This is a genomic window from Aquimarina spongiae (assembly GCF_900141785.1).
GTDB lineage: Bacteria > Bacteroidota > Bacteroidia > Flavobacteriales > Flavobacteriaceae > Aquimarina > Aquimarina spongiae.
On sequence record NZ_FQYP01000001.1, the window covers coordinates 52,553 to 67,962 of the forward strand.

The following is a 15,410-nucleotide window of genomic DNA, read 5'->3' on the forward strand; positions in this document are numbered from 1 at the left end:
GATATTCAGAAGAAATCAAATAGGATTTAACAGTTTAGAAAGAAATATTAAGAGGAAATAAGTGTGGTTGGAGATTAGGCCATTTTCACTTTGGAAATGTTACGCATAATGGTCTGGAAGAATTGCTGCGTATCGTACGGTTTGATAATCACATCATTCATTCCTACTGACATGGCTTGATTTCTGATTTCTCCCTCTTCTACAGCCGTTAACGCAATAATTGGCATATGGGTGTTGAAGGTTCGGATCACTTTGGTTGCCTCAAGACCATTCATTTCTGGCATGTTGATGTCCATCAATACCAAGTCGAATTTTTCTTCTTTCAACATCTCGATTGCCGCCATACCATTGCTGGCAATATTACAGGTGTATCCTTTTTTCTTCAAGATGTTTTGAGTAACGATCTGGTTAATCTTATTATCATCTACAATCAGCACATTAAAGTTTGTCGTACCAATACTCAACGTTTCTCCGGTTTGTAATGAAATTTCCTGCTCTTTGATTGCTTTTTCGTAAATCAAATCAAAATAGAATTCAGATCCTTTACCTTCTTGACTATTTATTTTGATTTCACTTTTGTGTAGTTGTATCAGTTTTTTTACAATAGCCAGACCTAAACCAGTACCTTCATACTCCTGATTTTCATTCTTGACTTGAGCAAAATTGTCGAAAATCGATTTTTGCTTTCCCTTCGGGATACCAATTCCATCGTCTTTTACCAAGAAACGTAACAAATAACGATCATCGTATTGTTGTAAACATTTTACAGAGATCCAGATATTACCGTCTTTGGTAAACTTCAGCGCATTACCGATTAGGTTGATCAGGATTTGAGATAAGCGAACAGAGTCACCTAATAAGGTGCTGTTTATTTTGGAATCAATATCGATATGAACTGCATTGTTGTTACTTTTTTGCTTGGTATGTAAAGAATTTACAATTCCTTCAATAAGCGATCGGATTTCGAAGGATACTTTTTCTAGGGTAACCTCGTTAGTTTCTATTTTACTCAGCTGCAATACATCATTGATCAAAGCTAACAAATAGTCTCCAGAGAATTTTAAGGATTCCAGATATTCGTTTTTCTTTTTTTCGGCAGGATTTTCCATCAAAAGCGAGGTCAATCCAATTACTCCATACAATGGAGTTCTAAGTTCGTGACTTACCGTAGATATAAACTGAGATTTTAAGGTAGAAACCTGCTCAGCAGTTTCCTTGGCACTAACCAGTTCTTTATTTTTCTCGATCAATACATGATTCAATCGTTTCTTTTGGATATTGTTTTTGTAAGAACTTATTAAAAATGCCAATGAGATCAGAATTAAAATAATACCAAGAATGATACTAATTCTCCATTTAATCACTTCTGATTCGCTTTCCTTTTTTTCATTTTCTGCTTTAGTAGCTCTTTCTTCTAACTGATCTACTTCATATTCTGTGATAGCTTGTCTTAGTTCTTTAAATTTCTTGTATTCTTTTCCTTTTAGAATATTCTGAAATTGTTTCTTCTGGAAAATATAGGCTTGTAAATAGTCTTCCTGAGATTTGTATAGCTCTGATTTGGTTTGGTAAGCAGAAGCAAGCTCCTCGTGATATGTAGATAAAACCTCGTCACTATTTTTTTTGTTGGTCGTTCCCTGTACGGCATAATTAATAGCCTCATTGATGAAACCTTCGGCATCTTCATATTTTCTGATGCTCAAATAATACTTACCCAGCAATCCGGTTAATTTGGTTTTTGCCAAATTAGGGGATTGATCATGAATAAGTTTTCTGGCAGGAGCTAAATACTCGTAAGCACTGTCAAAATCATTTCTAGTAATATAGTAATCTCCCAAATTAAGCAAGGGGGTGGTCATTCTTATAGTATCATTAATCTTGAAAGCCAAAGAATAGGATTGCTTATAGTTTTCTACACCTCGGGCTCGGGTCAAATTATGTTTGGTATTAATTCTACCCAAGCTATTGAGTAAGTCAATTTCAAGTTCTCTACTTTTAGAACTTCTGGAAAGTATTAATGCTCTGCTATAATTGTATCTTGCTTTCGTATCATCTTCATTGATGTCATAATTCTTTGCAATGATATTGTATATCTTGGCAAGACTTTTATCATCATTATTATAAAGAGCGGTTTGTAATGCCACGGTAGCAATCTCCAAGGATTTTGTATACTCGTATTCTTCTTGTAATTGTTTGGCCTTTTCGATATAGCTTTGAATACTATCCGAAATAATAGAAGTTTGGGATTGTACTAGATGAGTGAAACCCATTAGCACTATGATGGTTATATAGTGAATATATTTTTTCAACTTTCTAATTATTCTTGGCTCGTTTCCTTGGACCAAAATACGAAAATTGATGAAACAGAGTGCAATTCACCGTAAAAAAAGTGCTATTTATCCGTAATTTTTGTAAGGAAATGTATCATTTTGTAAGAATTTAATACATTTTGTGGTCTCGATAATGGATAATTAGAAAAAACTATTCATACATAAAAAATTAAAATAAAGGGGTATTTCTAGTCCGTTATCAAGATGTATCTTTGCGCTGTTTTAAAAAATTAATCAATTATCAATTTAAAAAATACAATATGACATTTGTAGGTAAAAAATTCCCGAGTTTAAACGTTGACGCAATGAACGATATGGGGGATACTTTTAAGCTTAACGTTTTGGAAGAAGCAAAAAATAACAACAAAAAGGTGTTGCTTTTCTGGTATCCAAAAGATTTTACTTTTGTATGTCCAACAGAATTACACGCTTTTCAAGAAGCGATGGCTGAATTCGAAAAGAGAAATACAATTGTAATCGGGGCATCATGTGATACACCAGAGGTGCACTTTGCATGGTTAAATACCGCTAAAGAAGATGGAGGAATCGAAGGAGTAACATATCCAATTCTTGCAGATTCTAATCGTAATCTTGCTAGTACTCTAGGAATCCTTGATATTACTAACGAAACCTATAATGAGGAAACTGGAGTGGTAACTGTAGAAGGAGATAACGTAACTTATAGAGCGACTTACCTGATCGATGAAGAGGGGACAGTATTTCATGAAGGAGTAAACCATATGCCAGTAGGAAGAAACGTTGCAGAGTTTTTAAGATTAATTGATGCTTATGCTCACGTTCAAAAAAATGGTGAGGTTTGTCCTGCAAACTGGGAAGAAGGAAAAGAAGCAATGAATGCAAATAGAGAAGGTGTAGCGTCATACTTGGCAGCTAACTAAAATAGTAACAAACGCACTCTATGGGTATTACTATGATCCAAGAGTGCGTTTTTTAAATCATATAGATATGGTTCAGGAACTAAATGAAGATAACCTTTCTCAAATTGTTGAAGGTTCTGAAACAGTAGTGGTTCAGTATTCTGCTTCATGGTGTGGTAACTGCAGAATAATGAAACCGAAATTTAAAAAATTGGCTACAGAAAATAGCGATACTACATTTATCGTTGTAGATGCCGAAAAATATCCAAACTCCAGAAAGATGGCTACAGTAGATAACTTACCTACATTCGCTACTTTCAAAAATGGAGCATTTGTGAATCAGGTCCAAACAAATAAATTTGAAATCTTAAAAGACCTAGTAAATGAAGTTACCAGTAATTAAGCATCTTACAAGTTTTATAGAAGAAAACGATGAAGATTTTGTCGTTGAAACCATAGAAACTTTGGAAGCCTTGACAGAGGTTCCCTCGTTAAAAGATGAAGAACTTGATGTAATAGGGGAACTAATATCGAATTTGTATGGTGCCTTAGAGGTTGATAAAATGATCAAACAAGGTACTCCCAAAAAAGAAGCGCTCAACAATTTTATGCAGCGAGTTTTGGGGTCTATCGATACCTGAAAAAGAAAAAAGCAAACCTTCCAATCGGGAGGTTTTTTATTTTATAGAAACTTTACCAAAATACGATATAATCTTTTTAATTTTAACACACAAAAAACAATCATTTATATTATGGCTACAATAACTTTACAAGGAACAGAAATACATACTATCGGTACATTACCTGAAGTAGGGCAGAAAGCTCCTGATTTTGAATTGGTAAATACAGACCTGTCTACTTCAAAATTATCAGATTACCAGGGACAAAAGGTAGTTTTAAATATCTTTCCATCTATCGATACCGGGATATGTGCTGCTTCAGTTAGAGCTTTTAATAAAGAGGCTAGCGATTTATCCAACACAAAAGTATTATGTGTTTCTAGAGATTTACCATTTGCACAGGGGCGTTTTTGTGGTGCAGAAGGACTTGAAAATGTAATCAATCAATCCGATTTTAAGACCGGACAATTTGGAAAAGACTACGGGGTTGAAATCGTTGATGGACCTATGCAAGGATTACACTCTAGAGCAGTTGTAGTTGTAGACGAAAACGGAACAATTGCATATGCAGAACAAGTACCAGAAATTGCACAGGAACCTAATTATGAAGCTGCAATTAATGCGCTCTCCTAAAAAAAATGAGTAAGATCACCAAGTTTATCGTAGGAAGACTAAAAGGATGTGGTTATGCATTTACCGGAGCAATGTTATTACTCAAAACAGAACCAAGTATACAGGTACAAGCGGGTATCGCTGTAGTTATGACCTTTTTGGGATTCTATTTTAATATCACTTCTACCGAGTGGATGTTGCAAATTTTTGCCATAGGACTGGTAATGAGTATCGAAGGCTTAAATACTACGATAGAAGCGGTAGCGGATTTTATTCATCCAGATTTTCATAATAAAATTGGATTTATAAAAGATGTTGCAGCTGGGGCGGTTTTTATTGCCGCGGTAACCGCAGTAATCATTGGATTGATCATTTATATTCCTTACATATTTTAAAATAATACAAAAGCCACTTTATAATGAGATAAAGCGGCTTTTGTATTTTGGTAAAGGAGATTATTTAATCTCTATAAATGTGGTTTTACATTTTTCTATCTTTATTTTTCCTCTACCCAAGATGACATAATCGTTTCGGTTATTACCTACTAGACTTTTCTGTTTAATAAAAAAGGGATAGCTTTCTGCTTTCATATTATTAAAATACCCTCTGGAACCTGCGATGATAGAAATTTCTTTAAAATCGCCGTAGACACCATCACTTTGTTGCTTTTGAAGGCTCACAAGGATGTCTCTTCCTGTTTTATTGATAAAACCATAATTTCCAAATCCTCTGGAGCAGTCTACAGGAGCTGTTTTGGTAATACTTCCATAATTATCAACATTAGTGAAAATATCGGAGCTTTGAACCGCTTTGGGAGCAGGAGTAGGAGCAGGAACAGTTGTGGGAGTAGGACTAGGAACTGGTGTAGGGACGAATTGATTTTGAGTATACCCTTGTGGTGGTGCATAACGATTTGATGGATTTGGATTCGCGTAATTGTTTCCGGTATTACCATATTGGGGGCTAACGTTTTGTGGAGAAGGATTGACAGGTAACACGTTTGCAGATTGGTATTGGTTTTGCCCTTGAAAGTTCTGCGTTTGCTGAGGATTTTGAAAATTCTGAGCAGGTTGTGTATTTGGATATGTTTGAGGCTGTTGATAGGTACTTGTATTGGGGTAATTTTGGCCATATGCATTGGCACTTGTGTTTGCTGCAAATTGTTGATTTGGGTTGGGAAGCTGTTGGTTTTGTAGATTGTTTTGAATATTAGGAGTATAAGACCGCTGATCCCAAGTGTTAGCTCCAGAAGGGACGCCTTGATTTACAGATGGCTGTGTATTGGTAAATTGATTTGTAGAAGAGGTGATCCCTTGATTAGAATTACTATTAGCGTAATTCTGATTAGGAATTGGAGTATTAGTTGGTTCGTTGGTCGCGGGTAGTTTTTTTACACTTTTTAGGTCATTAGCCCTGAATGTAAAATTGTAACCATCCTGAGTTTGTATGGACACGTTACTGTTGTAGTTGAACTCGGTAATCTTACCGATAATGACACTTCCATTTTTTAAAGTAATGACATCATTAGTGTTTTGAGTCCAACCTAAAGAAGAAATTAATAGTGCAAAGGATAAAAGTAAATTTTTCATAACATTTTTTTTAAGCATTTAGATTTAATGTGAATACAACGCAGTATAGCCGTTCTAAAGCAATAGTAGAACAGTTACCTGGTGAACGTTACTTTTTTGGAAGGTAAGTTGATGGATACAAGAACCAAGTAGTTCTTGAAATCTCTTCAAGATACTGATTATTAACAAATTAAATCGTTAAGTAATTATTAAATTCGGTCTTGAAAATGTTATAATTCTATGGTTTTAACTTTTGGCAGTTATAAGGATAAAAGAAAATTTTTAAGGCATTTTTACGTTCCAATATAGATATTCGTATTTTTGCGATAAGACATTAAAATAATGGCTAAAAGAAAAGTAAGTACAAAAAGGAAAACCACAAAAAAAACAAAAACCTCTTTAAAAGAAAGGTTCACTTTATCCAGGCAACAGAAAGTAGTTTTGGGTAGCTTCTTGTTTTTTCTTGGAATAGGATTATTTTTCGCGTTCATCTCATTTTTCTTCAATTGGAAAATGGATCAAAGCGAAATTTCAGAATTTTATAACAGAAGTTCTACTGCAAAAAACTGGTTAAGTAAATCTGGAGCAAAAGTGAGTCATTTTTTCATTTTTCAAGGCTTTGGAATATCAGCACTAGTGCTTCCAGTCCTTACTTCGCTTACCGGTGTTTATCTGTTCTTCGATTTGAATAAAAAGAAGCTGGCTGGATTCTGGTTTTGGGGAGTTCTGGTTATGATCTGGGTATCGGTAGTTTTTGGTTTTGTGCAAAAAGAAGGTGGTCTTTTGGCTGGTGTAATAGGATATGAGATCAATGACCTTTTACAAGATTATGTAGGTTTTATTGGTACAGTATTGATATTAGCGTTTTTTGCAATCATATATATTGTAATTCGTTTGCGATATACACCAGAGAAATTAACTGCCTCTATCAAGAAGACACAAAAAGTGATCGCAGATGATTTTGAAGCATCACCAAAACCTACGGCTGTTCGTAATGAAGTAAAGGATACAGAAGAAAAGGAACCGGAGACTTCTTCGGGGATTAAAGAAAAAATTGATGCTATTATTGCCCGATCCAAGAATGGAGAAAAGGTAGAAAAGAAAAAGGAAGAACCAGTAAAAGTTGTTGCAACCGATACCGATAACAATGAAATTACACTCAATCCTACCATCAATCAATTTTATGGCAATCCCGAGAATAGAGATAATGATGTTCCTGAAAAATTGGTCATAAAATCTGAAGATAACCCAGAAGATATTGCGATGGAGGTAGAAACTACCACCGAAGAAGAACAAGTCAAAAATATCAGTAATAAGCTGGTGAAGGATTTTGGGGAGTTTGATCCTACCTTAGAGTTAGGGAATTTCAAATTTCCAACTATTGATTTATTAAAGGACTATACAGCGAATAGCAGCGGTATTACTATTGATCAGGGAGAGCTTGAAGAAAATAAAAACCGAATCGTTGAGACGCTAAAGAACTATAAAATTGAAATTGCTCAAATAAAAGCTACGGTAGGTCCTACTGTTACCTTGTATGAGATTGTTCCCGAAGCTGGTATTCGAATTTCAAAAATTAAGAATCTCGAGGATGATATTGCACTCTCTCTTGCTGCTTTAGGAATTCGTATTATCGCTCCTATACCTGGTAAAGGAACAATTGGTATCGAAGTGCCTAATAAGAATGCAACCATTGTTTCGATGCGTTCTGCTATAGCATCACCAAAGTTTCAGAATGCAGAAATGGAATTGCCTTTATCTCTGGGTAAAACTATCGCGAATGAAACCTTTGTAGCAGATTTGGCCAAAATGCCTCACTTGTTAATGGCTGGTGCTACAGGGCAAGGTAAATCGGTAGGTCTTAATGCGATCCTAACTTCGCTATTGTATAAAAAACATCCTGCTGAGGTTAAATTCGTATTGGTAGATCCTAAAAAGGTGGAATTAACCTTGTTTAATAAAATCGAAAGACATTACCTGGCAAAATTACCTGATGCCGAAGAGGCAATTATTACCGATAATACCAAGGTAATTAATACACTCAATTCATTGTGTATAGAGATGGATGCTCGATACGACCTGCTCAAACATGCCATGGTACGTAACATCAAAGAATATAATGCTAAGTTTAAAACTAGAAAATTAAATCCAGAAAACGGACATCGATTTTTACCTTACATTGTTTTAGTAATCGATGAGTTTGCGGATTTGATTATGACCGCTGGTAAGGAAGTAGAAACTCCAATTGCCAGATTAGCACAATTGGCCCGTGCTATCGGGATTCATTTGATCATTGCCACACAAAGACCTTCGGTAAATGTAATTACGGGTATGATTAAAGCCAATTTCCCTGCGCGAATTGCATTTAGGGTAACCTCAAAAATTGATTCTCGAACGATTTTGGATACTGGAGGAGCGGATCAGTTAATCGGTAGAGGAGATATGTTGTATACCCAAGGAAATGATATCATCCGTATTCAGTGTGCTTTTGTAGATACTCCAGAAGTAGAACGCATTACAGAATATATCGGTAGCCAAAAAGCATATCCAGATGCGCATTTGCTTCCAGAATATGTGGGAGAAGAAAGTGGCACAAGTCTTGATATAGATAAAAGCGATAGAGATAAACTGTTTAAAGAAGCAGCTGAAGTTATTGTAACAGCACAACAAGGATCGGCGTCTTTATTACAAAGGAAACTAAAGTTAGGGTACAATCGTGCGGGTCGTTTGATCGATCAGTTAGAGGCTGCCGGAGTTGTAGGACCTTTTGAAGGTAGTAAAGCAAGACAAGTGTTGGTTACAGATTTGGTGGCACTTCAACAGTTATTAGATAATGAGTGATCATAGAATTTAACACCCAATTTATAATGATACACACAAAAACAAAGAAATTAAATAGAATGATTAAAAAGGTAGTATTTGCAGTACTTTTTATGGGAGCCGCTGCAATGCAAGCTCAGGATGCGAAGGGGTTATTGGATGAGGTTTCCCAAAAGGTAAAAAGTTATAGTAATATTGTGATAGGATTTAAATATGCTATCAACAATCCAGCAGAAAATGTATCTCAGGAAACTAGGGGAGATGTTACTTTAAAAGGAAATAAATATCTTTTGAATTTGATGGGAACAGAGCAGATGTATGATGGTAAAAAGTTATACGTAATTGTGCCAGAAGATGAGGAGATTAATATTTCATCCCAAGATGAAGATGATGACAACAGCATCACTCCATCCAAAATGTTGACTTTTTACGAAGAAGGGTATACCTATAAAATGGATATTGTTCAGAATGTGCAAGGTCGTAAGATTCAATTTGTAAAGTTGATTCCGATCGATTCGAGAAGCGATCTGAAAGAAGTATTGCTAGGAATCGATAAGCAAACAAAGCACATTTATAAAATGATTCAGAAACAAAACAATGGTTCTAATGTAACCTTTACGGTAACTAGTTTTAAAACGAATCAACCGCTATCAGAGACCTTATTCATTTTTGATGAGTCTAAGTACGATAGCTATTATATCAATCGTTTGGATTGATCTGCATAAAATTATGATAAACAAAAGAACGGGTATTAAAAAATACACGTTCTTTGTCTTTTAATAGTTTTTGAAATGGCATTTTATAGTGTCCTTATATAAATATTGATTAGGAAATTTAAGTGAATGAAAATTCTTGACAGATATATTTTATCAACCTTTTTGAAGACGTTTTTTCCACTGTTCTTCATTATTATGTTTATTCTTTTATTACAAACAATCTGGTTGTTTATATCTGAACTGGCAGGAAAAGATTTAGATTTTTCTGTAATCATTAAGTTTTTGACGTTTGCGACTCCAAGGTTAATTCCTATGGTACTGCCGCTTACAATTTTATTGACTTCCATTATGATTTTCGGGAGTTTTGCCGAAAATTATGAGTTTGCTGCAATGAAATCGTCAGGGATCTCCCTACAGCGTGCCATGAGAACACTAGCTGTTTTTATCTTTTTTGTAGGAATAGGAGCTTTTCTCTTTTCGAACACTGTAATTCCCTCTTCAGAAAAACGATTCATTAATCTCAGGAAAAACATTGTAAAGGTCAAACCCGCTATGGTAATCGCTCCCAATCAATTTAATGATCTGGGAGATATCAATATTAAGGTCGCCGAGAAGTATGGAGATAATGATCAATTTCTTAGAGATATTATCATTCATAAAAAAGCAGCAAAACCAGGTAATTTTACAGTGATTAAAGCGGTAGATGGAGAATTAAGAGGGAGTACAGATTCTGACTTAATTACACTGATACTTAAGGATGGGAATTATTATGACGAAATCCAGCAGCGTTCCCCACAACGAAGAAAAAAGATCCCATTTGCTAAAACTCATTTTGAAAAATACTTACTTAACATAGATCTGTCTTCTTTAGATAATGTAGATATGGATGCACAGCAGTATCGAAAAGGATACAATATGTTGAATGTAAATGAACTGAGGCATGAGATCGATACCTTGTCTGATCGGGTAAATAAAGATTTTGAATCGGTAATAGACAATATCGAGAAAAGAAATGGCTTAAAGGAACTAAACAAGAATATTAAAATAGATACACTTCCCAAAGCAACCAAAGATTCTTTAGACCTGAAGGATTACTTTGATACTAAGCAAAAAGTACAGATTTATAAATTGGCTTTTTCTAATGCAGATGGAGTTATCAGACAAATTAACTCTACCCAAAGTACAACTACGGCGCTCAAAAGAGCATTGAATAAATACGAAATGTCACTACATGATAAATATGCTCTGGGAGTTGCTTGTATTATTCTGTTTTTTGTAGGAGCACCGCTAGGAGCAATTATTAGAAAAGGAGGGATGGGATTGCCGATTGTAATCGGTGTAGTGCTATTTTTGACCTATCATTTTATAGGAATCTTTGCAAAGAACAGTGCAGAAGAAGGTGGGATACCTCCTTTTATAGGTTCTTGGCTTTCCACTTTTATTATTTTTCCACTCAGCATCTTTCTTACTCGTAGAGCTACGACGGATCAAGGTATTTTTAACTTTGATAACTTTGTCCAGCCTGTTAAAGATTTCTTTGTAAAACGATTCTCAAAAGAAGAAAAATAGTCTTCTTTTTTGAATATCTTTGCATCTAAATTATACGGAATACTATGTCAGAAATTAAGGAGACTACCAGCAAGATCAAGTTGAATACTATTCAGGAAGCGATTGAAGATATTCGACAGGGAAAGGTGATCATTGTAGTAGACGATGAGGATAGAGAAAATGAAGGGGATTTTTTGGCTGCTGCAGAAAAGGTGACTCCAGAGATGATCAATTTTATGGCTACGCATGGTAGAGGACTTATTTGTGCGCCACTTACCGAGAACCGTTGTGAGGATTTGAGATTGAATATGATGGTTGGGAACAATACAGATCCTATGGAAACGGCTTTTACCATTTCTGTCGATTTAAAAGGGAATGGAGTTACGACAGGTATTTCTGCTGCCGATAGGGCAAAAACTGTGTTGGCGCTTACCGAGGCAAATACCAAACCACATGAATTGGCTAGGCCTGGTCATATTTTTCCTCTCAAGGCAAAAGAGGGGGGAGTATTAAGACGTACAGGTCATACTGAAGCCGCAATAGATTTTGCCCGATTAGCTGGTCTAAAACCAGCAGGAGTTATTGTAGAGATCATGAACGAAGATGGTTCGATGGCTCGTTTACCACAGCTGGTAGAAGTAGCCAAAAAGTTCGACCTAAAACTGGTTTCTATAGAAGATTTGGTAGCCTATAGAATGCAGCATGATTCTTTGATCGAGAAAAAGGAAGATTTTGATTTGGTGACTCGTTTTGGGAAATATAGATTAAGAGCCTACAAACAAACTACAAATAACCAAATCCACATAGCACTTACTTTGGGGAACTGGAGTGACAACGAACCAGTATTGACTAGAGTAAATTCTACCTTATTTAATAATGATATTTTGGGAACCTTGACCAACAATGCAGATAAACGTTTGGATGCTATGTTCCAAAGAATTAATGCTGAAGGAAAAGGGGCTATTATTTTTATCAATCAGGAAAGTCAATCTTTGAACCTTTTAGGACGTTTAAAAGGATTAAAAGAAATTCAGAATGGAGAAGATGTAGTAAAAGCACCAAAAATCATGATGGATAGCAAAGATTTTGGTATAGGGGCACAGATTCTTCATGATTTGAACATCCATAAAATTCGATTAGTCTCTAATACGGTACAACAAAAGAGAGTAGGGATGATTGGTTATGGACTCGAAATCGTAGATTATGTCAATTATTAGTACGTAATTAATCTTTACTGGTAGAGTGCACTACCGATAAAACTAAAATGCTGTTTGGTTTGGTCTTAGATTACAGGAAGAACTAGTCATTTGCTATATGAAACATGTAAAGTTTAATAAAAGTTTATGCGGAGTCGACCTTCTTCTTAATGTATTACGAATCAAATATGAAAGTAGCATCGTCTTTTCTGATGATGTGTATACTACAGACTTTTTTCAGATTGTTTTTATCAAGGAAGCTAATGGTACATTACTGCTAAATGATCAAACGATTACTCTTGAAGATAATAGTATTGTATTCATTACAGAAAATCAACGATATCAATGGGACGTGGATCAAGAAAAATTTGATGCTACCATTTTAGTTTTTCAAGAAGACTTCCTAAATGATTTTTTTGCCGATCAATATTTTACATATCGCTTGCTGTATTTTTATCAAACAGATTTTCCATTGTATCTAAATGTTTCTGAGAATATTAAGAATGATTATTTAGAAAAACTTAAGGAAATAAAAACCGATTTACAACATCCCAAAAGCGATAGTGTTCATCTTATTCGCTCTATTTTGTATTATCTTTTAATTCAGTTGAATCGCTTGTATTCAGAACAGTATAATATTACTTCTACTATTTCTAATGATAATCTGGCGTATCAGTTTCGAAAATTAGTAGAACAACATATCTACGAAAAACAGCGTATAGATGATTATACCGATATATTGAAGGTAAGTAGGGTTACTTTAAATAAAACGATCAGTAAACATTTTAATGTAACTACCACCGAATTTTTAAAATCCCGATTAGCTTTTGAAATCAAAATGAAATTGTTGTTTACGATGTCAACAATAGAAGAACTAGCAGACATATTTCACTTTTCTGAGTCGAACCACCTGTCTAGGTTTTTCAAGAATCAAACAGGCTTAACTCCAAAAGAGTATCGCTTGTCTTATCAAAATGGTAGTTATTCGTAGCCGTTTGGTATTCTTCTATTCATTTCATATTTAGATTTTTGCAACGTACTTTTTTTAAATCTAATAGAAAATGAAAATTCATCATATTCGAAATGCAACCCTGGTCATAGAAATAGAAGATAAGGTAATCTTGGTAGATCCAATGTTGGGGCAAAAAGGAGAAACGGGACCTCCGTTTACCTTTTTCCGTTTCAAACCACAACGTAATCCTACAATTGATTTACCCACTGCCGCAATAGAACTTATCTCAAAGACAACACATTGTTTGCTTACTCATTTACATCCGGATCATTTGGATAAAAAGGCTGAGCATTTCCTTCGTTCCAAAAACATACCCATTATTTGCAGTGTAAAAGATGTATCTGCTTTGGAGAAAAAAGACTTGAATATTTCTCAGGAGATTAATTATTGGGAAAGAGTAGACTTTTTAGGCGGTAAAATCGAAGGGATTCCTGCTCGTCATGGCTATGGTTTTATTGCAAAACCTGCTGGTAATGTCATGGGATTTTATATGCAGTTCCCTAATCAACCTTCAATCTATATCAGTTCGGATACGATTTATACTAATAACGTAAAAAAAGTGCTTACCGAATACGAACCGGATATTAATGTTTTGGCAACGGGTTCTGCTCAATTTGATATTTTCAAACCGTTGCTAATGACTATGGAAGACATTCTTCAATTTATCAAGGATGCACCAGGCCATGTAATTGCCAACCATATGGAGTCTGTGAACCATTGCCCAACAACCAGAGCACAACTAAAAAAAGAAGTTGCTAATATTGGATTATCCGAAAAAGTATTCATTCCAAATGATGGAGAATGTATGATCTTTTAATTCGAACTATATAGTTATAAAACACTTTTGATAGCGGCCACCATGTTTGCGGCTCTTTCTTGAGTTTCTTCTTCAGACCAACCTAGTTTCACCAAGCAAGAAATGGTTCTTCCCATCCATGCATCACTGGCATCAAAAGATCGATTGTTCTTTTGTAGTCCAGATTGCACTTCGGGGGATAATTTGCCCAAAGACTTTTGTTCTAGAAGGTGTTCCCATTTTTTGTAATAGTGCCAGTTGTTGTCAAACCAGTAGAAGCATGCATCTACACCATGTGCTCCCAATGCTTTATGTGCTTTTCTGGCGATATCTTCATTAGGTAAAAATATATTTAAAAAGGAATAATTTTCAACTCCGGTTTCTGGTACGCGTCTAAAAGTAACTTCAGGGATTTCAGTTAATGCATTTCGGAATATCATGTAATTCTTTTCTTGTACAGAAAGCGTATGATCTAGTTTTCTCAATTGTGCAATTCCAACTGCCGCGTTTAATTCAGAAATACGATAGTTATATCCCAAAAATGGATGTGTTTCTGCACCTCTATCATTACCAATATGATCATGTCCGTGATCGTGATATTTGTGAGCTCTATCAGCAAATAGTTCAGAGTTGGTAATGATACCGCCACCTTCACCGCAGGTAACCGTTTTTACATAGTCAAAAGAGAAACAACCTAAATCCCCATAGCTTCCCAGAGGTTTTCCGTCATAAGTGCCACCAATAGCTTGGCATGCGTCTTCTAATAAAATAAGCTGATGTTTATCACAAATAGCTTTTAGCGCTGCCAAATCTGCCATAGATCCACACATATGTACAGGCATTACTGCCTTTGTTTTTGGAGTAATCGCAGCTTCTACTGCTTTTGGATCCAAAGTAAGCGTATCATCTATATCGCATAGTACAGGAACAGCGCCTACAGAAAGTATCGCTTCAAAACTTGCCACAAAAGTAAAAGTAGGCATGATTACTTCGTCTCCTGCACCAATTTCTGCACAAGCTAAGGCAACAGTAAGTGCCGCAGTACCACTAGAAACTACTTGAGCGTACTTTGTTTCCATTCGCTTTGCCAGATCTTTTTCAAGTTCGAGTGCTTTATGGTGACCGTTTCTCATAGGATCAAAACCATAACGCATTAAGACTCCATTATCCAAAACGTCTTGTACTTCTTTCCTTTCTTCTTCACCAAATAATTCAAATCCTGGCATAGCTAGTTGTGGTATTATATTAAAAACTCTTTTCGGCAAAAATACCGAAAAGAGTTCTTATATGCTTGTTGCTATTTTATATTTTTTT

14 protein-coding genes are annotated in these 15,410 nt (G+C 35.3%); 11 read left to right on the forward strand and 3 right to left on the reverse strand.

All coding sequences use genetic code 11. The features are described from left to right. Nucleotides 1–74: 74 nt before the first annotated feature. Nucleotides 75–2,270 (reverse strand): response regulator, encoded by a 2,196-nt coding sequence (locus BUE24_RS00220; RefSeq protein ID WP_084549340.1) that lies wholly within the window; start codon nucleotides 2,268–2,270, stop codon nucleotides 75–77. Nucleotides 2,271–2,590: 320 nt separating this feature from the next. On the opposite strand from BUE24_RS00220, the gene BUE24_RS00225 reads away from it, so the two are divergent. The 5 genes from BUE24_RS00225 (at nucleotide 2,591) to BUE24_RS00245 (ending at nucleotide 4,835) form a co-directional block, all read left to right on the forward strand. Continuing rightward, nucleotides 2,591–3,229: a peroxiredoxin gene (locus BUE24_RS00225; protein ID WP_073312379.1), complete on the forward strand. Its 639-nt coding sequence runs from the start codon at nucleotides 2,591–2,593 to the stop codon at nucleotides 3,227–3,229. A 67-nt stretch (nucleotides 3,230–3,296) separates the two neighbouring features. After that, a complete protein-coding gene (locus BUE24_RS00230) occupies nucleotides 3,297–3,611 on the forward strand; it encodes a thioredoxin family protein (protein WP_073314357.1) in 315 nt (104 codons plus the stop codon). Next, a complete protein-coding gene (locus tag BUE24_RS00235; RefSeq protein ID WP_073312381.1) occupies nucleotides 3,592–3,849 on the forward strand; it encodes a DUF6952 family protein in 258 nt (85 codons plus the stop codon). Before BUE24_RS00230 ends, BUE24_RS00235 begins: the two co-directional genes overlap by 20 nt. A 111-nt stretch (nucleotides 3,850–3,960) precedes the next feature. Beyond that, on the forward strand, nucleotides 3,961–4,461 hold the full coding sequence (gene tpx, locus BUE24_RS00240; protein WP_073312383.1) for a thiol peroxidase: 501 nt from the start codon (nucleotides 3,961–3,963) through the stop codon (nucleotides 4,459–4,461). A 5-nt stretch (nucleotides 4,462–4,466) separates the two neighbouring features. Then, nucleotides 4,467–4,835, forward strand: a complete 369-nt coding sequence (locus BUE24_RS00245) for a diacylglycerol kinase (RefSeq protein WP_073312385.1) — start codon at nucleotides 4,467–4,469, stop codon at nucleotides 4,833–4,835. A 60-nt stretch (nucleotides 4,836–4,895) separates the two neighbouring features. Here BUE24_RS00245 and BUE24_RS00250 read toward each other — a convergent pair whose 3' ends face one another. After that, nucleotides 4,896–6,029 (reverse strand): hypothetical protein, encoded by a 1,134-nt coding sequence (locus BUE24_RS00250; RefSeq protein ID WP_073312387.1) that lies wholly within the window; start codon nucleotides 6,027–6,029, stop codon nucleotides 4,896–4,898. A gap of 321 nt (nucleotides 6,030–6,350) precedes the next feature. Between BUE24_RS00250 and BUE24_RS00255 the strand changes: the two genes are divergently transcribed. The 6 genes from BUE24_RS00255 (at nucleotide 6,351) to BUE24_RS00280 (ending at nucleotide 14,117) form a co-directional block, all read left to right on the forward strand. Further along, the gene (locus tag BUE24_RS00255) at nucleotides 6,351–8,849 is read left to right on the forward strand and encodes an FtsK/SpoIIIE family DNA translocase (protein ID WP_073312388.1); all 2,499 of its coding nucleotides are present in this window, start codon (nucleotides 6,351–6,353) and stop codon (nucleotides 8,847–8,849) included. 26 nt (nucleotides 8,850–8,875) lie between these two features. Next, complete coding sequence (gene lolA1, locus BUE24_RS00260; protein WP_425290155.1) at nucleotides 8,876–9,544, forward strand: outer membrane lipoprotein periplasmic chaperone LolA1; 669 nt, start codon at nucleotides 8,876–8,878, stop codon at nucleotides 9,542–9,544. Nucleotides 9,545–9,670: 126 nt separating this feature from the next. Further along, entirely contained in the window at nucleotides 9,671–11,113 is a 1,443-nt protein-coding gene (locus BUE24_RS00265) for an LptF/LptG family permease (RefSeq protein WP_073312392.1), read from the forward strand. 44 nt (nucleotides 11,114–11,157) lie between these two features. Then, complete coding sequence (ribB, locus tag BUE24_RS00270) at nucleotides 11,158–12,309, forward strand: 3,4-dihydroxy-2-butanone-4-phosphate synthase (RefSeq protein WP_073312393.1); 1,152 nt, start codon at nucleotides 11,158–11,160, stop codon at nucleotides 12,307–12,309. A gap of 97 nt (nucleotides 12,310–12,406) precedes the next feature. Beyond that, nucleotides 12,407–13,279 carry an AraC family transcriptional regulator gene (locus BUE24_RS00275; RefSeq protein WP_073312395.1) on the forward strand — a complete coding sequence of 291 codons (873 nt, stop codon included), beginning with the start codon at nucleotides 12,407–12,409 and terminating at the stop codon, nucleotides 13,277–13,279. A 70-nt stretch (nucleotides 13,280–13,349) separates the two neighbouring features. Further along, complete coding sequence (locus BUE24_RS00280; RefSeq protein WP_073312396.1) at nucleotides 13,350–14,117, forward strand: MBL fold metallo-hydrolase; 768 nt, start codon at nucleotides 13,350–13,352, stop codon at nucleotides 14,115–14,117. A gap of 14 nt (nucleotides 14,118–14,131) precedes the next feature. Here BUE24_RS00280 and BUE24_RS00285 read toward each other — a convergent pair whose 3' ends face one another. Further along, nucleotides 14,132–15,322: a DegT/DnrJ/EryC1/StrS family aminotransferase gene (locus BUE24_RS00285; protein ID WP_073312398.1), complete on the reverse strand. Its 1,191-nt coding sequence runs from the start codon at nucleotides 15,320–15,322 to the stop codon at nucleotides 14,132–14,134. Between the last annotated feature and the right edge of the window lie 88 nt (nucleotides 15,323–15,410).